The following is a 16,290-nucleotide window of genomic DNA, read 5'->3' as shown; positions in this document are numbered from 1 at the left end:
CGGACCGTGTGTTCACCTGCAATACATTCTCTGTTCATTCAGGTGATTAGAGAAATCTCGAAGTGCAATTATTAGAGGTTTCTCTAAGCTGGCGTGCCGGAAGAGGGTTCGGCCTACGCCGGAATAGCGATCCCGGGTGGACACCGGGCAGCTGTTCGAGGCCCCACCCCGGCCCGGCTGCCGGCGGTGGTCGACGCCGGCGCTCCCGCGGGCGACCCGTTCGCCGTGGTGCTCCCGCTGCGCGCGCACGGCAGCGGTGACCCGCGGCTCTGCCTGCCGCCGCCGACCGGGCTGACCGGGGGGTACGCCGGTCTGCTGCGCACGTTCGGCGGCCGTCCGGTGTACGGGCTGCAGTGCCGGGGGCTGCGCGGCGAGGGCGGGCTGCCCGGATCGCCGGCCGAGCTGGTGACCGCCGTGGCAGTCCCTCGCGGACGGGGATCGCACCGGGCGAGCTGATCGTGCACCCCATCGCGGTCTTCACGTGGCGGCCGGCGCGGTCCGGACCGCCCGCTCGACCAGAGGTCAGGATGCCGCCGAGGTGGGCACCGCGTACCGCGTCCGCTCCCCGGCAGCCGTCGGGGTCACGTCAAGCACTCCGGCGGCAGCTCGAACCAGTCGGGATCTTCGAAGCCTCGGGCCGCTCGCCCGGAATCCGCGTGCCTCGATCCGCTCGCCGCGGCGAAGATCCGGTCCGCGTCTTCGAGGTGTGCCGGCAAGGCGGCTTCCGTCAGTGTGCCCGGCGCGGGTGGCCGGCGCACGCCCTCCGGGGTGTAGCGCAGGTCGGACAAGCTCAGCCGGGGTGCGGAAGCGCGGCGGTGGCGCCAGCGTCCGGTCGCCGGGTCGAAGCGGTAGTCCGTCAGCAGGGTCCAGCCGCTTGCCGCGACGCGGTGCACCGCCTGGATCACGTAGTCGACCACCGCGTCGGACATCGTGTAGTCGAAGCTGATCCGCGTCCAGCCCGGTTTGCCGCCCTCCCGGCCGGCGAGGACCTCGTTCCACAGCTGCCGCGAGCGGGCCGGGCTGATGCCGAGCAGGCGGTGCCCGTAGGGGCCGGCACAGGAACAGCCGCCGCGGGCCTGGATGCCGAACAGGTCGTTGAGCAACGTCACCACGTAGTCGTGGTGCAGCCGCTTCCCGCTCGGCCCGCGCACCAGCAGGGACACGATGGCCACCCGGTCGGCGTCGGGGTTGCCGAGCACCTCGAGGTTCGGGTCGGCCGACCACGAGCCGAGCGCGCGCCGCAGGACAGCCTGCTCCCGTTCGTGGACGGCCGGGACGCCGACCGCTTGCTGCAGACCGAACACCAGCCCGGCCCGGACGGATTCGACGATCGCGGGAGTGCCGCCTTCTTCGCGGTGCGCGGCATCGCCGAGGTAGTGGTGGTCCGTCGTGCTGACGTAGTCCACGGTGCCGCCACCGGGCACGCTCGGCACCCGGTTCCGCAGCAGTTCCCGGCGCACCACCAGCACCCCCGGTGTGCCGGGGCCGCCGACGAACTTGTGCGGCGAAAGGAACATCGCGTCCTTGCGGGAACCACCCCGGTGGTCCATGCGCACACCTCCGTGCGGCGCGGCGGCCGCACAGTCCCAGAACGCGAGCGCGCCGTGCTGGTGCAGGAGGTCCGAGATCGCCGGGGTGTCGGAAACGATGCCGGTCACGTTCGACGCCGCGGAGAAGGACCCGATCTTCAGCGGCCGGGCGGTGTGGCGGGCCAGTTCGGCGCGGAGGGCGTTCCGGGAAACGCCGCCGTCGGCGTCCTCCGGGATGGTGACCACGTCGCAGATCGATTCCCGCCAGAGCAGTTCGTTGGAGTGGTGCTCGAAGGGACCCAGGAAGACGACCGGCCGGTCCTCCGGAGGGATCGCCGGCCGGTAGCGGTCCGGCAGCCGCAGGCCGAGGATGGTGATCAGCTTGTCGATGGCTCCCGTGGAGCCCGAGCCGGTGAAGATGACGACCGTGTCCTCGTCGCCGCCGACGGCGTCCCGGATCACCGAGCGGGCTTCCTCGCGCAGCGAGGTGGTCTGCGCCGCGGTGGCCGAGGACTCGCTGTGGGTGTTGGCGTACCAGGGGAGGACGTGGTCGCGGATGAAGTCCTCGACGAACGAGACCGCGCGCCCCGAAGCGGTGTAGTCGGCGTAGATCACGCGGCGAAGGCCGAAGGGACCGGTCATCGCGAGGTCGTTGCCGATGATCGACTGCCGCACCCGGTGCATCAGCGCGTTCTCCGCCACTCTTTCATTGGAGACCTCCCCGCGGCCGGGTGGCAGAGGAAAAGGGGCAGTTCTCGTGGCCTTTTGCTGCTGTGCCGCCGAGCCTTGAGCCGGATTTTCAGCTATGATGTCCTGCATGTCAGGACAGGGATCGAGCAGTGGGCCCGCGGCTCCGAGCCATTATCGCGAACGCAATTCGACGGCCGACCGAGCCTTGGACATCCTGGGGTTGTTCTGCGACACCCGGCTGTGCGTCAGTGCCCAGGAGGTCGCGCAGGCGCTGGGTACCGCGCGGTCGACGGCGTACCGTTACGTGCAGAGCCTGGTCGGAGCGGGTTTCCTCGAGGAAGCTCCGGCCGGCGGTTTCCGGCTGGGTCCGCGCGTGCTGGAGCTCGGCCGCCTCGCCCGGCGGAGCTACGGCCTCTCGGACGTGGCGCTGCCGGTCATGCTCGAGCTCTGCGAGAAGCTCGGCGAGACGGTGTTGCTCACCAGGCGTGCCGGGGCCCATGCGATCTGCCTGGAGCGGGTGGAGGCGGATCATCCGATCCGCATCTCGTACGAGCGGGGCAGCACGCTGCCGGTCAACGCGGGCGCGTCCGCGCTCGTCCTGATCGCCCAGCTGCCTCCCGCGGAAAGCAAGGCGCTGCTGAAGCGGGAGCGGCTGCAGCAGTTCACGCCGCGCACGCTCACCAAGGTCGAAGAGCTGCTGGCGCGGCTCGAGTCGATCCGGGCGGACGGCTACTGCGTCGCGCGCGGGGAGCTGGACGAGAACATCCTGGGCGTCGCGGCTCCGATCGTCGATGCGAGCGGCGCGGTGACCGCGGCCGTCAGTGTGGCAGCCCTCGAGACGCGGGTCCCCGACGAGCGGTTGCCCGAGGTGGTGGCTGCCGTGGTCGACGCCGCGGCCCGCGTCAGCGACCGGCTGGCCCTCGCCGGCTGAGCGACGGAGGCGGGCGCGGCTAGACCGTCTCCGCGACGACCCGGTTCTCGATCTTGCCGACGCCGGTGACCTCGACGCTGATCTTGTCGCCGTCCTCGAGGAACAGCTGGGGGTCGCGCCGGTATCCCACGCCGCCGGGTGTCCCGGTGAGGATGACGTCCCCCGGCTCGAGGCTCGTGAACTCCGAGACGGTGCTGATCAGCTCGGAGATCGAGAAGATCAGCAGGTCCAGCGAGGAGGACTGGACGACCTCTCCGTTGAGCGTGGTCGTCAGTGCCTGGGACTCGATCTCGACCTCGTCCGGGGTGACGACGACCGGGCCGAGCGGGGTCGAGTTGTCCCAGGCCTTGCCCTGCAGCCACTGGTGTGTCTTGTACTGGTAGTCGCGCATGGTGACGTCGTTGGCCACGCTGTAACCGAGGATGTGCGAGGCGGCGTCCTTCGCCGGGATGCGGCGGCCCGCCCGGCCGATCACCACGGCGAGTTCGCCCTCGTAGTCCACCTGCCCGGCTTCCGGCGGGAGCACGATGTCCTCGTGCGCACCGATCAGGGCGGAGGCGAACTTGGTGAACAGCACCGGGTAGGTCGGCAGCTCGCGCTTGGTCTCGTCGACGTGGGTCAGGTAGTTGAGGCCTACGCACACGACCCGCCGCGGTTCGGCGACAGGGGCGAGCACCCGCTCCTCGAGCGGGAACCGACCGGCCTCGTCGCGTGCCGTCGAAACCAGGCGGTCGATGCCGGTGGTGGCGTCGATCGTGGTGATGCCCTCCAGCGGAGTGACGATCCCGTCCGTCACCTCGCCGATGCGGGTGTTGCCGTTGTCGTCGTAGTAGCGGGTGAATCGCATTTCTTCTCCTTGTCGTCGATCCACTGGCCCAGCCACGCGCGGACGTCGTCCCCGTCGCCTGGGGTCCATGAGGCTGCGATGAGCCGGTCGGGGCGGATGAGCAGGAACCTGCCGCGGTAGGGCTCGAACTCGCGCACGAGGCCGCCGTCCACGTCGACGAGCACGCGCGCGTTCGCCATCGCGTGGGGGAGCGTCTGGCCGACCACGACGTGCAGGCGTCGGGCACCGGTCATGGCGCAGACGGGCTCGGCATCGCTCCACGCCGCCGCGGGGACGTCCACGCCGATCGTCGTCCAGCCGTGGCCTGCCGGCTCGTCCAGCATCCGGACCTTGCTCGTGGCGGCATCGAACGCGCGCGGTTGAGCCACGGCGGTGCCGGCGCCGAGGTCGCCGCTGCGCACCAGTCCGGCGGCGATGGTGTTGGCGGGCCGGTAGCGCATCTGCTCCAGGTAGTTGCGCCCGTCGTCCGTCTCGAGCATCCGGCGGATGATCCGGTCCCGGCCGGTCGCCAGCCGTTCCGAGGTGGTCATCACGACACGCCCGAGGCGCTCGGAGATCCGGATGGTGGCGTCCACGTGCGGTCGGCGCTCGGCTTCATACGTCGAGAGCACGCGCTCGGAGAGGGTGCCGCCGAGGACCCCGGCGAGCTTCCAGCAGAGGTTCGCCGCGTCCCGGATTCCCGAGTTGAGCCCCTGGCCGGCGAAGGGGGGCATCATGTGGGCCGCGTCGCCCATCAGGAAGACGTTGCCGCGCCGCCACTCGTCGGCGTTGACCGCGTTGAACCGGTAGACCACCGCCCGCTGCACCTGGTCCGGCCTGATGGTCCGATGGGGACCGAGCAGGCGCTCGATCAGGGCGAAACCGGGGTCGGGGCCGGGCTCTGCCTCTCCGGGGTGCAGGGCGAACTCGTAGCGGCACCGCCCGTCCAGGCCGGGCACGATGACGTGCGGCCGTTCGGGACAGCCGTGGTGCATCGCGTACCGCTCGGTGCGGGTGTCCTCGAGGGTGTCCACGACCAGCCAGTTGTCCTGATAGGACCGTCCGGTCATGCCGATCCCGAGCAGGGTGCGGACGGTCGAGCGCCCGCCGTCCGCCGCGATGAGGTAGCGCGCCCGGACGCTGCCCGCCACCTCGGTCACGGCGCAGACCCCGCGCCCGTCCTGGGCGACGTTCACGACGCGCGCCCCGAACCGCAGGTCCACGTGCGGGTTTTCGGCCAGCACGGTGCGCAGCACGTGCTCCAGTTCCGGCTGGGCGAACGGATTCTTGAAGGGGAAGCCGAGGCGGTACGGCGCCGGGCCGGAGGCCTGGAACAGCCGGCGCCCGTCGTGTCCGAAATAGACGGTGCCGGTGCCCGGCACGACGATGCGCATGATCCGGTCGGCGATCCCCGCCGCCTGGTAGGTCCTGAGCGACTCGTCGTCGATGCTGATCGCCTTGGGCTCGGCGACCGGTTCGGCCTGCGCCTCCAGGACGATGACCGACACGCCTCGCGCCGCCAGCAAGGCCGCGGCCGTCATGCCGACCGGCCCGGCCCCGACGACGATCACGTCGGCGTTCGGCTCTTCGCGCACTACGGCACTTCCTTGTCTTGATAAGCAGGATGCGTGTCTCTCATTACAGGACTTGCCCTCCCTCTGTGTCAAGCCGTACGTTCTGCTAGTCAGACCACATGTCCTGCAAAAGGAGACATCATGTCGATCGTCGAACTGGGCCACACCGGCTTCTGGGTGGAGGACCTCGCCAAGATGCGCGACTTCTACACCCGGGTGCTCGGCCTGACCGTGACGGACGAGGACGAGGAGCTCGGCATCGTCTTCTTCTCGTCCCGCCCGGAGGTCGAGCACCACGAGTTCGTCCTGGCGAACGGTCGTACCGCCCCCGCGGGATCGCTGCTCACCCACCAGGTCTCGTGGCGGGTGGACTCCCTGGAGGCCATCGTCGAGTTCCACCAGCGGTTCCGGGCCGAAGGCGTCCAGGTGCAGCAGGAGGTGACCCACGGCAACGCCATCGGCATCTACTTCTTCGACCCCGAGGGCAACCGCAACGAGGTCTACCTGCGCCTCGACAAGGACGTGCGCCAGCCGTTCCGGAAGTCGCTGAACCTCGACCAGGACCTCGAGGCGATCCTCGCCGAGGCCGAGCGGCTGCTGAGCGACGGCGGCGCCGCCTACCAGCCGGTGACCACGCAGCCGGATCCGGCCAGGTGACGTACCGACGGTTTGGGCCGGGCCGTGTTCCACGGCCCGGCCCGGTCAGTGCTGGTTTTGTTGTGTGATGGCGTGGTCGAGTACTGCGTGGTCGGCCCAGGAGCCGTGGAACCCGAAGGGAACCCGGCTGGGGAGCTTGACTCTGGCCAACGGTTGTCGGATGAGGTCCGCGGCGTCGTGGATGAGCAGTTCGGTCAGGTTCGTTTCGCGGTTCCACCACAGCGTGAGCAGGTAGCCGTCGTCCTCGGCGATGGTGTCGGCCCGGGGGACGAAGACCGGTTCGCTGGGGCTGGTGAGCGGACCGGGGCCGTCGACGACGACGGTGGTGTCGCGTAGGTAGTCGTGCTTGGCCAGGCCGTCGCTCATGATGTCGCGCGAGATGCCCCGTGTGGTGACGAAGTAGCCGTAGCGGTGGCGGCGTCCGGTGTAGTCGTCGTTGATTTTCGGGAACTCCCCGGCGAGCCCGCTGACCCTTTCTTCCTTCACCGTGCCGGTGGCCAGGTTGATGGTCCACCGGTGTGGGATCGCCGGCGGGAACCACGAGTGCGAGGAGGGTGGGGTGTCCAGCTGGTCGGCGGGTGTGCCGAGCCGCGTGATGCGGTGCCCGTCGATGATGAGGCGGCCGTTGTCTTCGTAGGCGTTGTAGAAGTGGGTGTTGGCCCAGTGCCCGCCCACCTCGTGCCACGTGACCGTGTGGGTGCGCCGGTCCAGCAGCACGATCTGCACGCCGTGCGGCAACGACTTCTCGTCCCACACCACCCCGGGCTTGCCCGCCATGATGTGGTCGAGCCGGAACTGCGCCGGGGTCACGAAAAAAACCGCATGATTGGCGGTGACCGCGAAGTCGTGCATCAACACCGGCACCGTGATGTCGAAGCTGTGACTGTCGATCACGGCCCCGGTCTTCGCCTCCGCCCGCAACCACGTGATAGTCGGCCCGGTCGCGGCGAAGAACAGCATGTCACCGGAGCCGGGGTCGATCTTGTAGTGGGCAGTGCACAGCACGTCGACACCGCCGTGAAAGTCATACGTGCCATACGTCTCCAGGGTTTCGGGATGCATCGAGTAGGGCAGCCCCCCTTCGAAATAGACCAGCAGGTGGTCGTCGAAGATGCCCACATTCGTGTTCGCGACGTTCTTGCCCGGCGGCGCGCCGGGCGGCAGCGGCCGCGGGGTCCCACCGCCGTTGGCGAATCCACTGTAGACGGCCTCACCCCGCTCGACCTCGACCCGCATCGAGTCGGTCTCGACCCAGCGGGTGCGATAGGCGGCCCGGCCCTCGCGCAGGTAGATGCCGCAGACCATGCCGTCACCCTCCCACCAGTGATACCGGTCCAGATCCAGCGGCACGAACCGCGGATTCGACGAGACCCGGAACAACGCCCCCGCGAGATCCTCGGGAATCCGGCCCTCGACGTCCAGGTCGTAGGCCTCGTTCTCCTCGGCCCAGGGCGCGAACGGCCCGGCCAGAAACTTGTTGTCGATGTCCACGTCAGTCCTCAGAAGGGGTAGGCAGGGATCTCGCCGTGCACGGTCACCCACTGCACCTCGGTGAACGCCTCCAGGTTCGCGGCGGCGCCGCCGTGCCGGGACCCGTTGCCGGACTCCCCGACACCCCCGAACGGAACGGTGGCCTCGTCGTTGACGGTCTGATCGTTGATGTGCACCAGCCCGGTCGGGATCCGCTCGGCCAGCGCCAGGCCCTTGGCCACGTCGCGGGTCAGGATGCCCAGAGACAGCCCGTACTCGGTGCCGGCGGCGAGCCGGGCCGCCTCGTCGAGGTCACCGAACGCGACCACCGGCGCGACCGGGCCGAAAATCTCCTCCGCGTAGGCGCGGGCCGTCAACGGGACGTCGGTCAGCACGGTCGGCCGGTAGAACAGGCCCTCGTAGGTCCCGCCGGCGGCCAGCCGCGCCCCGGCCGCCACACTGTCGGTCACGATCTCGTGTGCGGCCAGCAGCTGCCGCTCGTCGATCATCGGACCCACTGCCACCGGGCCGCCCGCCGGGTCACCCACCGGCGCACCGTTCGCCCGCTCCACCAGCAGTTCGGCGTACTGGCCGGCGACCGAGGCGTGGACCAGATGACGGCTGGAGGCCATGCACACCTGCCCGGCGTGGTGGAACGATCCGAACGCTCCGGCCGAAGCCGCCTTCTCCAGATCCGCATCCTCCAAAACGATCAACGCCGAGTTGCCACCGAGCTCGAGGTGCACCCGCTTGAGCCGCTGCGCCGCGGCCGCGGCGATCGCCTTACCCGCCCGCGTCGAGCCGGTGAACGCCAGCACCGGAACCCGCGGGTGCTCCACCAGCGCCGCGCCCACCTCCGCACCGCCCGGCAGCACGTGCAGCACACCTTCGGGCAGACCGGCCTCGGCGAACACCCGCGCGATGGTGACGCCGCCGCAGATCGCGGTGCGCGGGTCCGGCTTGAGGACGACCGCGTTGCCCAAGGCCAGCGCCGGAGCCAGCGCCCGCATCGCCAGCACCATCGGCGCGTTGAACGGGGAAATCACGCCCACCACACCCACCGGACGCCGGCGCGAGAACGACAGCCGCTGCTCCACCGAACGCAGCACCTCACCATACGGCGCCGCAGCCAGCGCCGCCGCCTCAAAGCACTCCTCGGCCGCACCATTGGACGTCTGGAACGCCGCGAAGCCCGGATGGGTGCCGGCCTCGCGCACGATCCACTCGGCGATCTCCTCCTGATACTCCTCGAAAAGCTGCCCCGCCCGGCGCAGCACCCGCGCCCGCCCCGCATACGGCAGCGCCGCCCATTCCGCCTGCGCCCGCAGCGCCGCCGCCACCGCACGGTCCACATCGGACGCAGCCGCCGCACCCACCCGCCCCAGAATCTTGCCGGTCGCCGGTTCCGTCGAGTCGTACACCTCACCGGAGCCTTCCACCCACCCGGAGGAGAAGATCCGCCCCTGCCAGTCACCGGAATCGAGAAGAGCCATGATATTCCTTTCACGTCGTTGTGCGGTTTGGCTGGCTGACGGTCAGTCGGTTCCGCCGTCGACCACCAGGTTCACGCCGGTGACGAAGTCGGCCCGCGGGCTGGCCAGGTAGCAGACGGCGGCGGCGATGTCCTCAGGGCGCCCGACTCGCCCGGTCGTTTGCTGGAACACGTCCACGGCGATGTGGCGCTCGTTGGCCCGCCATCCGCCGTCGAGCCGGAGTTCCGCGGCGATGTCGTCGAGCTCCGCGGCCGAGCCGGGGGTGTGGATGATTCCGGCGCTGATGCAGTTGGCCGTGACGCCGGTGCCGGCCAGGCTCCTGGAGAGGCTGCGCGTCAGGTTGATCTCCGCGGCCTTCGCCGCCTGGTAGTCCGGGAAGTGCGGCGGCTGGTGCAGGGCCACGGCGCTGGCGATCTGGATCACCCGCCCCCAGCCGCGCTCCGCCATAACCGGCGCGAGCCGGTTGATCAGGGTGGCGGTCGAGACGACGTTCAGCTTGTACGTCTCGAGCCAGTTGCCCGGCGGGGTCGCCAGCCAGCCGTTGCGTTCCCAGCCGCCGTACCGGCCGCCCGCGTTGTTCACCAGGATGTCCACGCCGCCCGAGGCGAGGATCTGCTCGCAGGCCGCCGCGGCTTCCGACTCGACCGTGAGGTCGCCGAGCACCTCGTCGGCCCGTCCGCCGTGGTCGCGGATCGTGGCGGCGGTCTCGGCGGTGCGCTCTTTGTCCCGGCCGTGCACGACGACGTGGGCGCCCTCGGCGGCCAGCATCAGGGCAACGCTGGCGCCGATGCCGGAGCTGCTGCCGGTGACGAGGGCGCGCTTACCGGAAAGTCCGAGGTCCATCTGGGTTCTCCTGCCCGGTTCAGGCGACGGGGACGGGGATGGCGGTCTGGGCGGTCTCGGCTGCCTTCGCCACACCCGGCACCGCCGCCATGCCGTCCGTGAAGGGCGGTTGCCCGAGCAGATGCCGCCCGCTGATCTCGGCGGACGGGTCGAGCCGGGTCGAGCCGTGCGTCAGGGCGACGCGGACGTCGCGGGCGAACCGCTGGATCGGGTTGCGCAGGCTGACGGTCGAGGACCCGAGGGTGAGCTGAAGGGTGTCGATGGCCGCACCGCACACGTTCCCGGCGTGGACGAGGTCCATCATGATCGCGGCCTCCTCGGCGGCCGTGAACGGCTCCCGGGCCCGCGCCTTCCGGTCGATGTGGTCCGCCCGGCCGAACAGCAGGCATTCCGCGGCGTTGATCATCGCGTGCGTCTTGCCCGCGGCGACCTGGACGGACGGGGTGGCGGCCAGCGTGTCGTAAGGCAGGTTGAACGGCTTTTTCCGGCGGGACTGGTCGAGGAAGCACTCGAAGGCGCCCTGGGCCATCCCCAGCGTGACGGCCATGGTCTCCAACGCGGGAATCAGCATCTGGCCGCGTCCGTCGAGCTGGTAGCCGAGCCCCTCGTAGTGCTCGTGAAGCTGATCGAGGCGCTCCGGCATCCGGGCCAGGTCGGCGACGCGCTGCTCGGGAACGAAGATCTCCTCCGTCGTCCTGACGCTGTTGCTCGACGAGCCCCGCAGGCCCATGACGTGCCAGTCGTCGACGATCTCGTACTGGCCCTTCTCCAGCAGCGCCATGGCCCGCAGCACCGAGCCGGGGCCGGCCGGCACCTCGATGCCGACGACGACGTACGCGGCGTGCTTGCAGCCGCTGCCGAAACCCCATTTGCCGCCGGCGGGGATCGCATAGCCGCCCGGGACGCGGCTCGCCTGCTGGATCCGCTCGGAGAACAGCGATGCGCTGGCCACGACCGGCCCCGGCCATTCGAGCGACCGTGCGTAGACCTCGCGTACCGCGTCCTCGGGGAACGTCAGCATGACCCGGGCGAACCCGCTGGCGATCATCGCCAGCCACGCCGCGGACCCGTCGCCGGCCGCGACCGCGGCCACGATCTCGGCGAGGTCACGGGCGCCGAGGGCGTAGCCGCCGAATTCCCGCGGTACCGAGGCGCGGAACAGACCCGTCCGGTGCAGCGCGTCGAGCGTCGCCGGGGGCAGGCAGCCGAGTTCCTCGCCTGCCGCGGCGTTCTCGCGGATCAACGGAACGAGTTCGCGTACCTCGTCGCGGATACGGCGCCCCTCAGGCGTGCTGAAAGGTGACTCGTGAATTGACGGTATCCCAACCATTTCTTGCCTTTCGAAGCCGCTTTTCTCTGATGCTAGAGTCGGGCTTCGCGGTAAAAAAGACGGTGGAATTCCGGCCGTGCAGTCAGAGATCGGCGTCGGGCAGGCCGTGCTCCGCAGTGAGCAGCATGTGGCGGCACTCGGCGAGCGTTTCCAGTTTCACCGCCTGGAGGCGCTCGGCCTCCGCGGGGTCGCCACGGCCGATGGCTCGCAGGACGTTCTCGGTGGACCTGGTGTACAAATCGATGACCCAGGACGGCGCGTACAGCTCATCGCGCATGCTCCACGACAGATACGCCTTGATGCCGTCCACGAAAAGGGACAGCAGAGCATTGTGGGCCAGCTGGTTCTGTAATCGCTCGATCGGCTGGACGGCGGAGATCGGCGCCGCCTGGGCCGGTTCGCGCAGCCGGTCGTAGGCCGCGTCGAGCAGGGCGGCGTCGGCCGGACCGGCCTTGCGCGCCGCGAGCTCCGCCAGCTCGATCATCAGGCCGCCCAGCGCCCGCGCGGTCTCATCCCACGGTTCGCCACGGGCGGCGAGGTGGATGCACAGCTGGCGGCTGAGCGGCCCCGAACCCGGGCAGCGGGTCATCAGGCCGCGCCCGCGCCCGGGCAGGGGCACCGCGGTCTCCGCGTCCTCCATGATGCGGATGGCCTGGCGGACCACGCTGCGGTCGACGCCGAGCCGCTCGGCGAGGTCGAACTCGTTGCCCAGCGGCCGGCCCTTGACCCACTCGGCCGGGGTGATTTCCGACATGAGTTCGCGCACGATCCGGAACGCCGGTATCCGGAGCTGGTCGAGCGGTGCCGGCACACCCGTGCCGGACCAGCTCGCCGATCGGTCCAGCGTTTCGCGCGCCGCGGCACGCAGCAGGACGCGGGTCCGCCGCGCGGCCTCGTCGCCGCGGCCGCGCTCGAGGTCGCCGATGATCAGCTCCGGAGCGGCATCGGCCTGGTCCAGGCGCATCGGCGGCAGCAGCGGGGCGATGATGTCGCGCAGGCGCCGGAGCAGGCCGCTTCCGCTCCACTCGATGACCTGGGCGGCGAACTGCTCGACGTCCGCGCCGGAGGGCGTCGCACCGGGTCGGTGCGCACCGATCAGGCGCACGGCCGTGACGTGGATGGCGACCCAGGCCTCGACGATTTCCGGTAGCTCGATGCCGGTGAGGTGCGCGTAGCCGCCGACCATGACCCGCAGGTGGGTTCCGGACGGCTTCGCGACCGCGAGGCCGCCGCGCGGGCCGCGCCGCACCTGGAGCGCTTGGCGCGCTTCGAGCACGCGCGCGGCTTCGCGCATCACGTCGCGGCCCACCCCGTAGTGCGCGGCCATCTCGGCCTCGCTGCCGTAGACCCGGCCCACCGGCCAGCCGTCCCGGATGAACCGCTCCTCGATGTCCCGGGCCACGAGCAGCGGCAGTTTCGTCTGCGCCTCCTCGGCGCCGACCACGCTGGAGTACAGGTCGGAGATCGTCGGCCCGGGCTTCGCGTCCGCACCCGGTCGGGAAGGGCGGCGAGAGATCTCGGTGCTGCTCATGGCCGCCTCCCTCCGTTCTGCGATCTACTCGGTGCTCACCGGAGCGCCGTCCCAATGTTCGGCGAGCTTGCCGTCCTCGACGCGCCACATGTCGAACCAGTAGGACCGGTAGGTCTTGCCCGGATCCCGCGGGTCGGGCACATCCCTGCTGATCATCATCACGACCTTGTCGCCTTCGGCCACCATAACCGGAGGTTCGGGTGCGGGACGCATCGATTCCCGCGCGTGCCGCGCCTCCTCGGTCTTCGTCCAGGCGATGATCGCGTCCGCGCCCGAGGTGATGTTCGGGTTGTGCTGGATGTAGGTCTCGGTGAGGTAGGCGCGTGCCTGCTCGGAGGTCGTGGGATCGGTCAAAAGCGACATCATGGTCAGCACGGTCTCCTTGTGCGCCGCGAGCTGGGCCGCGACGGGGTCGGTGACCGGTGCTTCGGTGTGGTCGATGGTCACGGTGTGCTACCTCCAGGTGGGGATTTCGGCGCCGTCGAACCACGTGGCGTGGATGCCGAGGCGCATGCGGACGGGGAGCCTCAGCCGGGCGACCGGCCCGCGCGCGAGTTCTAGGGTGTCGAGGATGACGAGCTCACTGCGCCGCTCCAACGGCCAGTTGAGCGTGGCGATCAGGTAGCCGTCGTGTTCGGGCGCGTCGGCGGACTTGGTGAAGTACACCGGGTCCTGGAACGTCGCGGCCGGCCCCGGGTACCAGTCCTCGCGGGTGCCCGCTTCCAGGTCGAAGTGGCTGAGCTGGTTGAACATCACCGGGTAGGGGCGGCCGTTGACGTCCGTGGCGAGCTTGCCGCGGTCCAGGGTCGGCACGAACACGTGCCGGTAGGGCTTCAGCTGGCGCCGGGGGTCGATGTGCGGCCCCTCGCCGTTGACGATGGCCAGTACCTCCCGCTCCACCAGGTGCTCGTCGTCGGCGCGGTAGTCGATGCGCCAGCGCACGTGGCGCGTGGTGAGGCCGTCCGGGGGCATCGGCGCGCCGTTCTTGTCGGGCACCACCGGGGCGAAGCCGTTGCCGTCGGTTTCCAGCAGGTCGAAGACGATCTTGCCATCCTGTTCGTAGGCGTTGATCGTGTGGCCGGGGAACGCGTGCGGTGCCCGGAACCAGCGCACCTCGTCGGCGCTCCCGTAGCGGGGCATGACGCCGAAGACCTGGGGGAGGTCCGCGTCGTAGACGAAGTGCGGGCCGCCGGCCTTCAGCCGGTCGAGGTCGCTGGTGATCGGCATGATCGGGAACAGCATGTAGTGCTCGGTCAACGCGCAGTCGTGGATCATGGCCGAGTACGGTGCCTCGAACCACGCCTCGTGGGTGACCTTGCCCGCGGCGTCGATCACGTAGTACGCGATGTCCCGGGTCGTCTCGCCCCGGGCCGCGTAGCCGAAGCCGAACATCTCGCCGGTGTCCGGGTCGAACTTGGGATGCGCGGTGAAGGTGTGGCTGGTGATGGCCCCGTACGCGTTCCAGACCCCGCGGGTCTCCAGCGTGACCGGGTCGACCTCGTAGGGCAGCCCGTCCTCTTTGGAGGCGAGCATCCGGCCCGCGTGCCAGTAGATGGCCGTGTTCGCGGTGGTCCGGTCCTTGCCGGCGACGCTGGGGTCGTCGGAGAACGGGTCCCGGTAGTTCCCGAACAGGGGCCGGCGCGCCTTGCGCTCCAGTTCGAACCGTTCCGTGCGCACGTAGCGTGTCCGGAAGTCCACGCAGCCGTCCTTGATCCGGAACGCCCGGACCGCGCCGTCCCCGCCCGCCGCGATGGTCATCGGGTAGAGCACCGGGACGTCCGGCAGGTACACCTGGTCCGGCACGGCCTGGACGAACAGCCCGTCGATGTCCGCCGGCACCTCGCCCTCCACGACCTCCAGGTCGAACACCTCGAGATCGAACCGGCACGGCTCGTCCATCCCCGAGGTGAGCTCCGGCGGGAAAGCCTTTGCCATGACGCCGTCTCCTTTGACTGACCTGGGCGGTACGTGCCGCTCCCTGCGGCTTGCGTCACGGTAGGACGCATCCTGGAGTCAAACCAGACGGCGGATTGGAGTCCTGGTGCCCCCGGCCACGGCCCAGGGTTTCGCCGCCTTGTTTGCGCGAGTAGCCCACCTACCATCGTGGAGCACGGTCGCCCCCACGACGAAGTGGCAGGAAAAACAATGGCGAAATCACTGCGTATTCAGGCTACGGTAGCCACGTTCATCTGCATGACATTCAGCATGTCCGGCATTTTCGTGGGCTCTTTCTCGGTCTTCCTGCCCGCGGTCTCGCAGGCGATGCACTGGGGACTGCCCGTCTTCACGCTCGTGTTCACCGTTTCCCAGTACGTCACCGCCGCGGCCTGCCCGCTCGGCGGCCGCATCACCAGACTCGTCGGGGTGCGCATCACGGCCACCACCGGCGTGGTGCTGTTCGCGGGCGGACTGCTCGCCCTGTCGCAAATGGACTCGGCCGGGCCGCTCTACTGGCTGGGCATCGTCTGCATCGGACTCGGCGCGGGCCTGTCCGGCCCGGTCGTCTACGCGCGGGTCGTCTCGTCCTGGTACGACGCCAACCGGGCGCTGATGCTGGCCCTGGTGACCGCCGTCGCGGTGCAGCTGTCACAGACGTGGGTCGCGCCGGTCGCCCGCTGGCTGATCGACACCCACGACTGGCGGTTCGCCCTGCGGGTGTTCGCCCTGGCGGTGCTCGTCTGCGCGGGCGGCGCGGCGGCGTTCCTGCTCCGGCTGAACCCGGCCGAGCCGCTCGGCGCCCCGGCCACGGACGAAGGGGCCGACGCGGGTGCTTCGGGGACGAAGGCGATGCGCACGCGGACCTACTGGGCCCTGACCTTGGCCGACTGCCTGGCGGCGGGGGCGCTGGTCGGCACCCAGACCCACCTGGTTCCCTGGCTGGGGGGCCGCGGGGTCTCGGCGGACCGCACCACCCTCCTGGCATCGGTGCTGGCGTTCTCGGGCATGGCCGGCGTGGTGCTCTGCGCGTTCTTCGCCGACCGCATCCAGTCGCAGCGCTTCATCGCCGCCCTGTACCTGATTCCCGTCGCCGGCACGATGCTCCTGTTCTTCTCCGGGACGTCGTTCGCTCTCCAGTTCCTCGGAGCCGTTCTCTCCGGGGTCGCGCTGAGTACCGTGACCATGCTGCTGCCGTACCTGGTGACCCGGTACTTCGGCCTCAAGGCGTCCGCGGAGATCTTCGGCTTCAGCCTCGGGCTCAACGTCGTGAGCATCGGGACGGCGACCCTGCTCATCAGCGACGGTTTCGACGCCACCGGCAGCTTCACGGTGCCCATGGCGCTGGTCATCGGCGCCACCGTGGTCGCCTTCCTGCTCATGGCGACGCTCAAGCCCTTCACCTACACGGTGTCGCGGACGCCGGCGCGCAGCGAGAGCGCCGTCCTGGCTTCCCAGGCCGAGGGATGAGCGCCGAGCGG

The 16,290-nt window shown here is 70.0% G+C and carries 14 protein-coding genes; 4 read left to right on the top strand and 10 right to left on the bottom strand.

All coding sequences use genetic code 11. The annotated features are described in order from the left end of the window. Positions 1–93: 93 nt before the first annotated feature. Positions 94–456 (top strand): hypothetical protein, encoded by a 363-nt coding sequence (locus BLW76_RS31830; RefSeq protein ID WP_143060720.1) that lies wholly within the window; start codon positions 94–96, stop codon positions 454–456. 125 nt (positions 457–581) lie between these two features. Here BLW76_RS31830 and BLW76_RS31825 read toward each other — a convergent pair whose 3' ends face one another. Beyond that, positions 582–2,231, bottom strand: a complete 1,650-nt coding sequence (locus BLW76_RS31825) for an aminotransferase class V-fold PLP-dependent enzyme (RefSeq protein WP_091314381.1) — start codon at positions 2,229–2,231, stop codon at positions 582–584. 115 nt (positions 2,232–2,346) lie between these two features. On the opposite strand from BLW76_RS31825, the gene BLW76_RS31820 reads away from it, so the two are divergent. Beyond that, complete coding sequence (locus BLW76_RS31820) at positions 2,347–3,150, top strand: IclR family transcriptional regulator (protein WP_091320126.1); 804 nt, start codon at positions 2,347–2,349, stop codon at positions 3,148–3,150. Positions 3,151–3,169: 19 nt separating this feature from the next. On the opposite strand, the gene BLW76_RS31815 is transcribed toward BLW76_RS31820, so the two are convergent. Both BLW76_RS31815 and BLW76_RS31810 read right to left on the bottom strand, forming a co-directional pair. Then, positions 3,170–3,997 carry a fumarylacetoacetate hydrolase family protein gene (locus BLW76_RS31815; RefSeq protein WP_091314378.1) on the bottom strand — a complete coding sequence of 276 codons (828 nt, stop codon included), beginning with the start codon at positions 3,995–3,997 and terminating at the stop codon, positions 3,170–3,172. After that, complete coding sequence (locus BLW76_RS31810) at positions 3,943–5,571, bottom strand: FAD-dependent monooxygenase (RefSeq protein WP_091314372.1); 1,629 nt, start codon at positions 5,569–5,571, stop codon at positions 3,943–3,945. Before BLW76_RS31810 ends, BLW76_RS31815 begins: the two co-directional genes overlap by 55 nt. A 120-nt stretch (positions 5,572–5,691) precedes the next feature. Here BLW76_RS31810 and BLW76_RS31805 point away from each other — a divergent pair, with 120 nt between their 5' ends. Next, positions 5,692–6,207, top strand: coding sequence for a VOC family protein (locus BLW76_RS31805; RefSeq protein ID WP_091314370.1), 516 nt, complete (start codon positions 5,692–5,694; stop codon positions 6,205–6,207). Between the two features lie 45 nt (positions 6,208–6,252). Here the strand turns inward: BLW76_RS31805 and BLW76_RS31800 are convergent, their stop codons facing one another. The 7 genes from BLW76_RS31800 to BLW76_RS31770 form a co-directional block, all read right to left on the bottom strand. Beyond that, entirely contained in the window at positions 6,253–7,698 is a 1,446-nt protein-coding gene (locus BLW76_RS31800; RefSeq protein WP_091314367.1) for a carotenoid oxygenase family protein, read from the bottom strand. Positions 7,699–7,706: 8 nt separating this feature from the next. Beyond that, a complete protein-coding gene (locus BLW76_RS31795; protein ID WP_091314365.1) occupies positions 7,707–9,170 on the bottom strand; it encodes an aldehyde dehydrogenase family protein in 1,464 nt (487 codons plus the stop codon). A 42-nt stretch (positions 9,171–9,212) separates the two neighbouring features. Beyond that, complete coding sequence (locus tag BLW76_RS31790; protein ID WP_091314363.1) at positions 9,213–10,013, bottom strand: SDR family NAD(P)-dependent oxidoreductase; 801 nt, start codon at positions 10,011–10,013, stop codon at positions 9,213–9,215. A 19-nt stretch (positions 10,014–10,032) separates the two neighbouring features. Continuing rightward, on the bottom strand, positions 10,033–11,343 hold the full coding sequence (locus BLW76_RS31785) for an acyl-CoA dehydrogenase family protein (protein WP_091314361.1): 1,311 nt from the start codon (positions 11,341–11,343) through the stop codon (positions 10,033–10,035). Positions 11,344–11,425: 82 nt separating this feature from the next. Next, complete coding sequence (locus tag BLW76_RS31780; RefSeq protein ID WP_091314359.1) at positions 11,426–12,874, bottom strand: FadR/GntR family transcriptional regulator; 1,449 nt, start codon at positions 12,872–12,874, stop codon at positions 11,426–11,428. A 24-nt stretch (positions 12,875–12,898) separates the two neighbouring features. Beyond that, complete coding sequence (locus BLW76_RS31775; protein ID WP_208613429.1) at positions 12,899–13,321, bottom strand: nuclear transport factor 2 family protein; 423 nt, start codon at positions 13,319–13,321, stop codon at positions 12,899–12,901. A gap of 6 nt (positions 13,322–13,327) precedes the next feature. After that, positions 13,328–14,809: a carotenoid oxygenase family protein gene (locus BLW76_RS31770; RefSeq protein WP_091314357.1), complete on the bottom strand. Its 1,482-nt coding sequence runs from the start codon at positions 14,807–14,809 to the stop codon at positions 13,328–13,330. Between the two features lie 258 nt (positions 14,810–15,067). On the opposite strand from BLW76_RS31770, the gene BLW76_RS31765 reads away from it, so the two are divergent. Beyond that, positions 15,068–16,279: an MFS transporter gene (locus BLW76_RS31765; protein ID WP_167384796.1), complete on the top strand. Its 1,212-nt coding sequence runs from the start codon at positions 15,068–15,070 to the stop codon at positions 16,277–16,279. Positions 16,280–16,290 lie beyond the last annotated feature (11 nt).

It is taken from the genome of Amycolatopsis tolypomycina (assembly GCF_900105945.1).
GTDB lineage: Bacteria > Actinomycetota > Actinomycetes > Mycobacteriales > Pseudonocardiaceae > Amycolatopsis > Amycolatopsis tolypomycina.
This window is presented reverse-complemented; position numbering and strand designations above follow the sequence as displayed.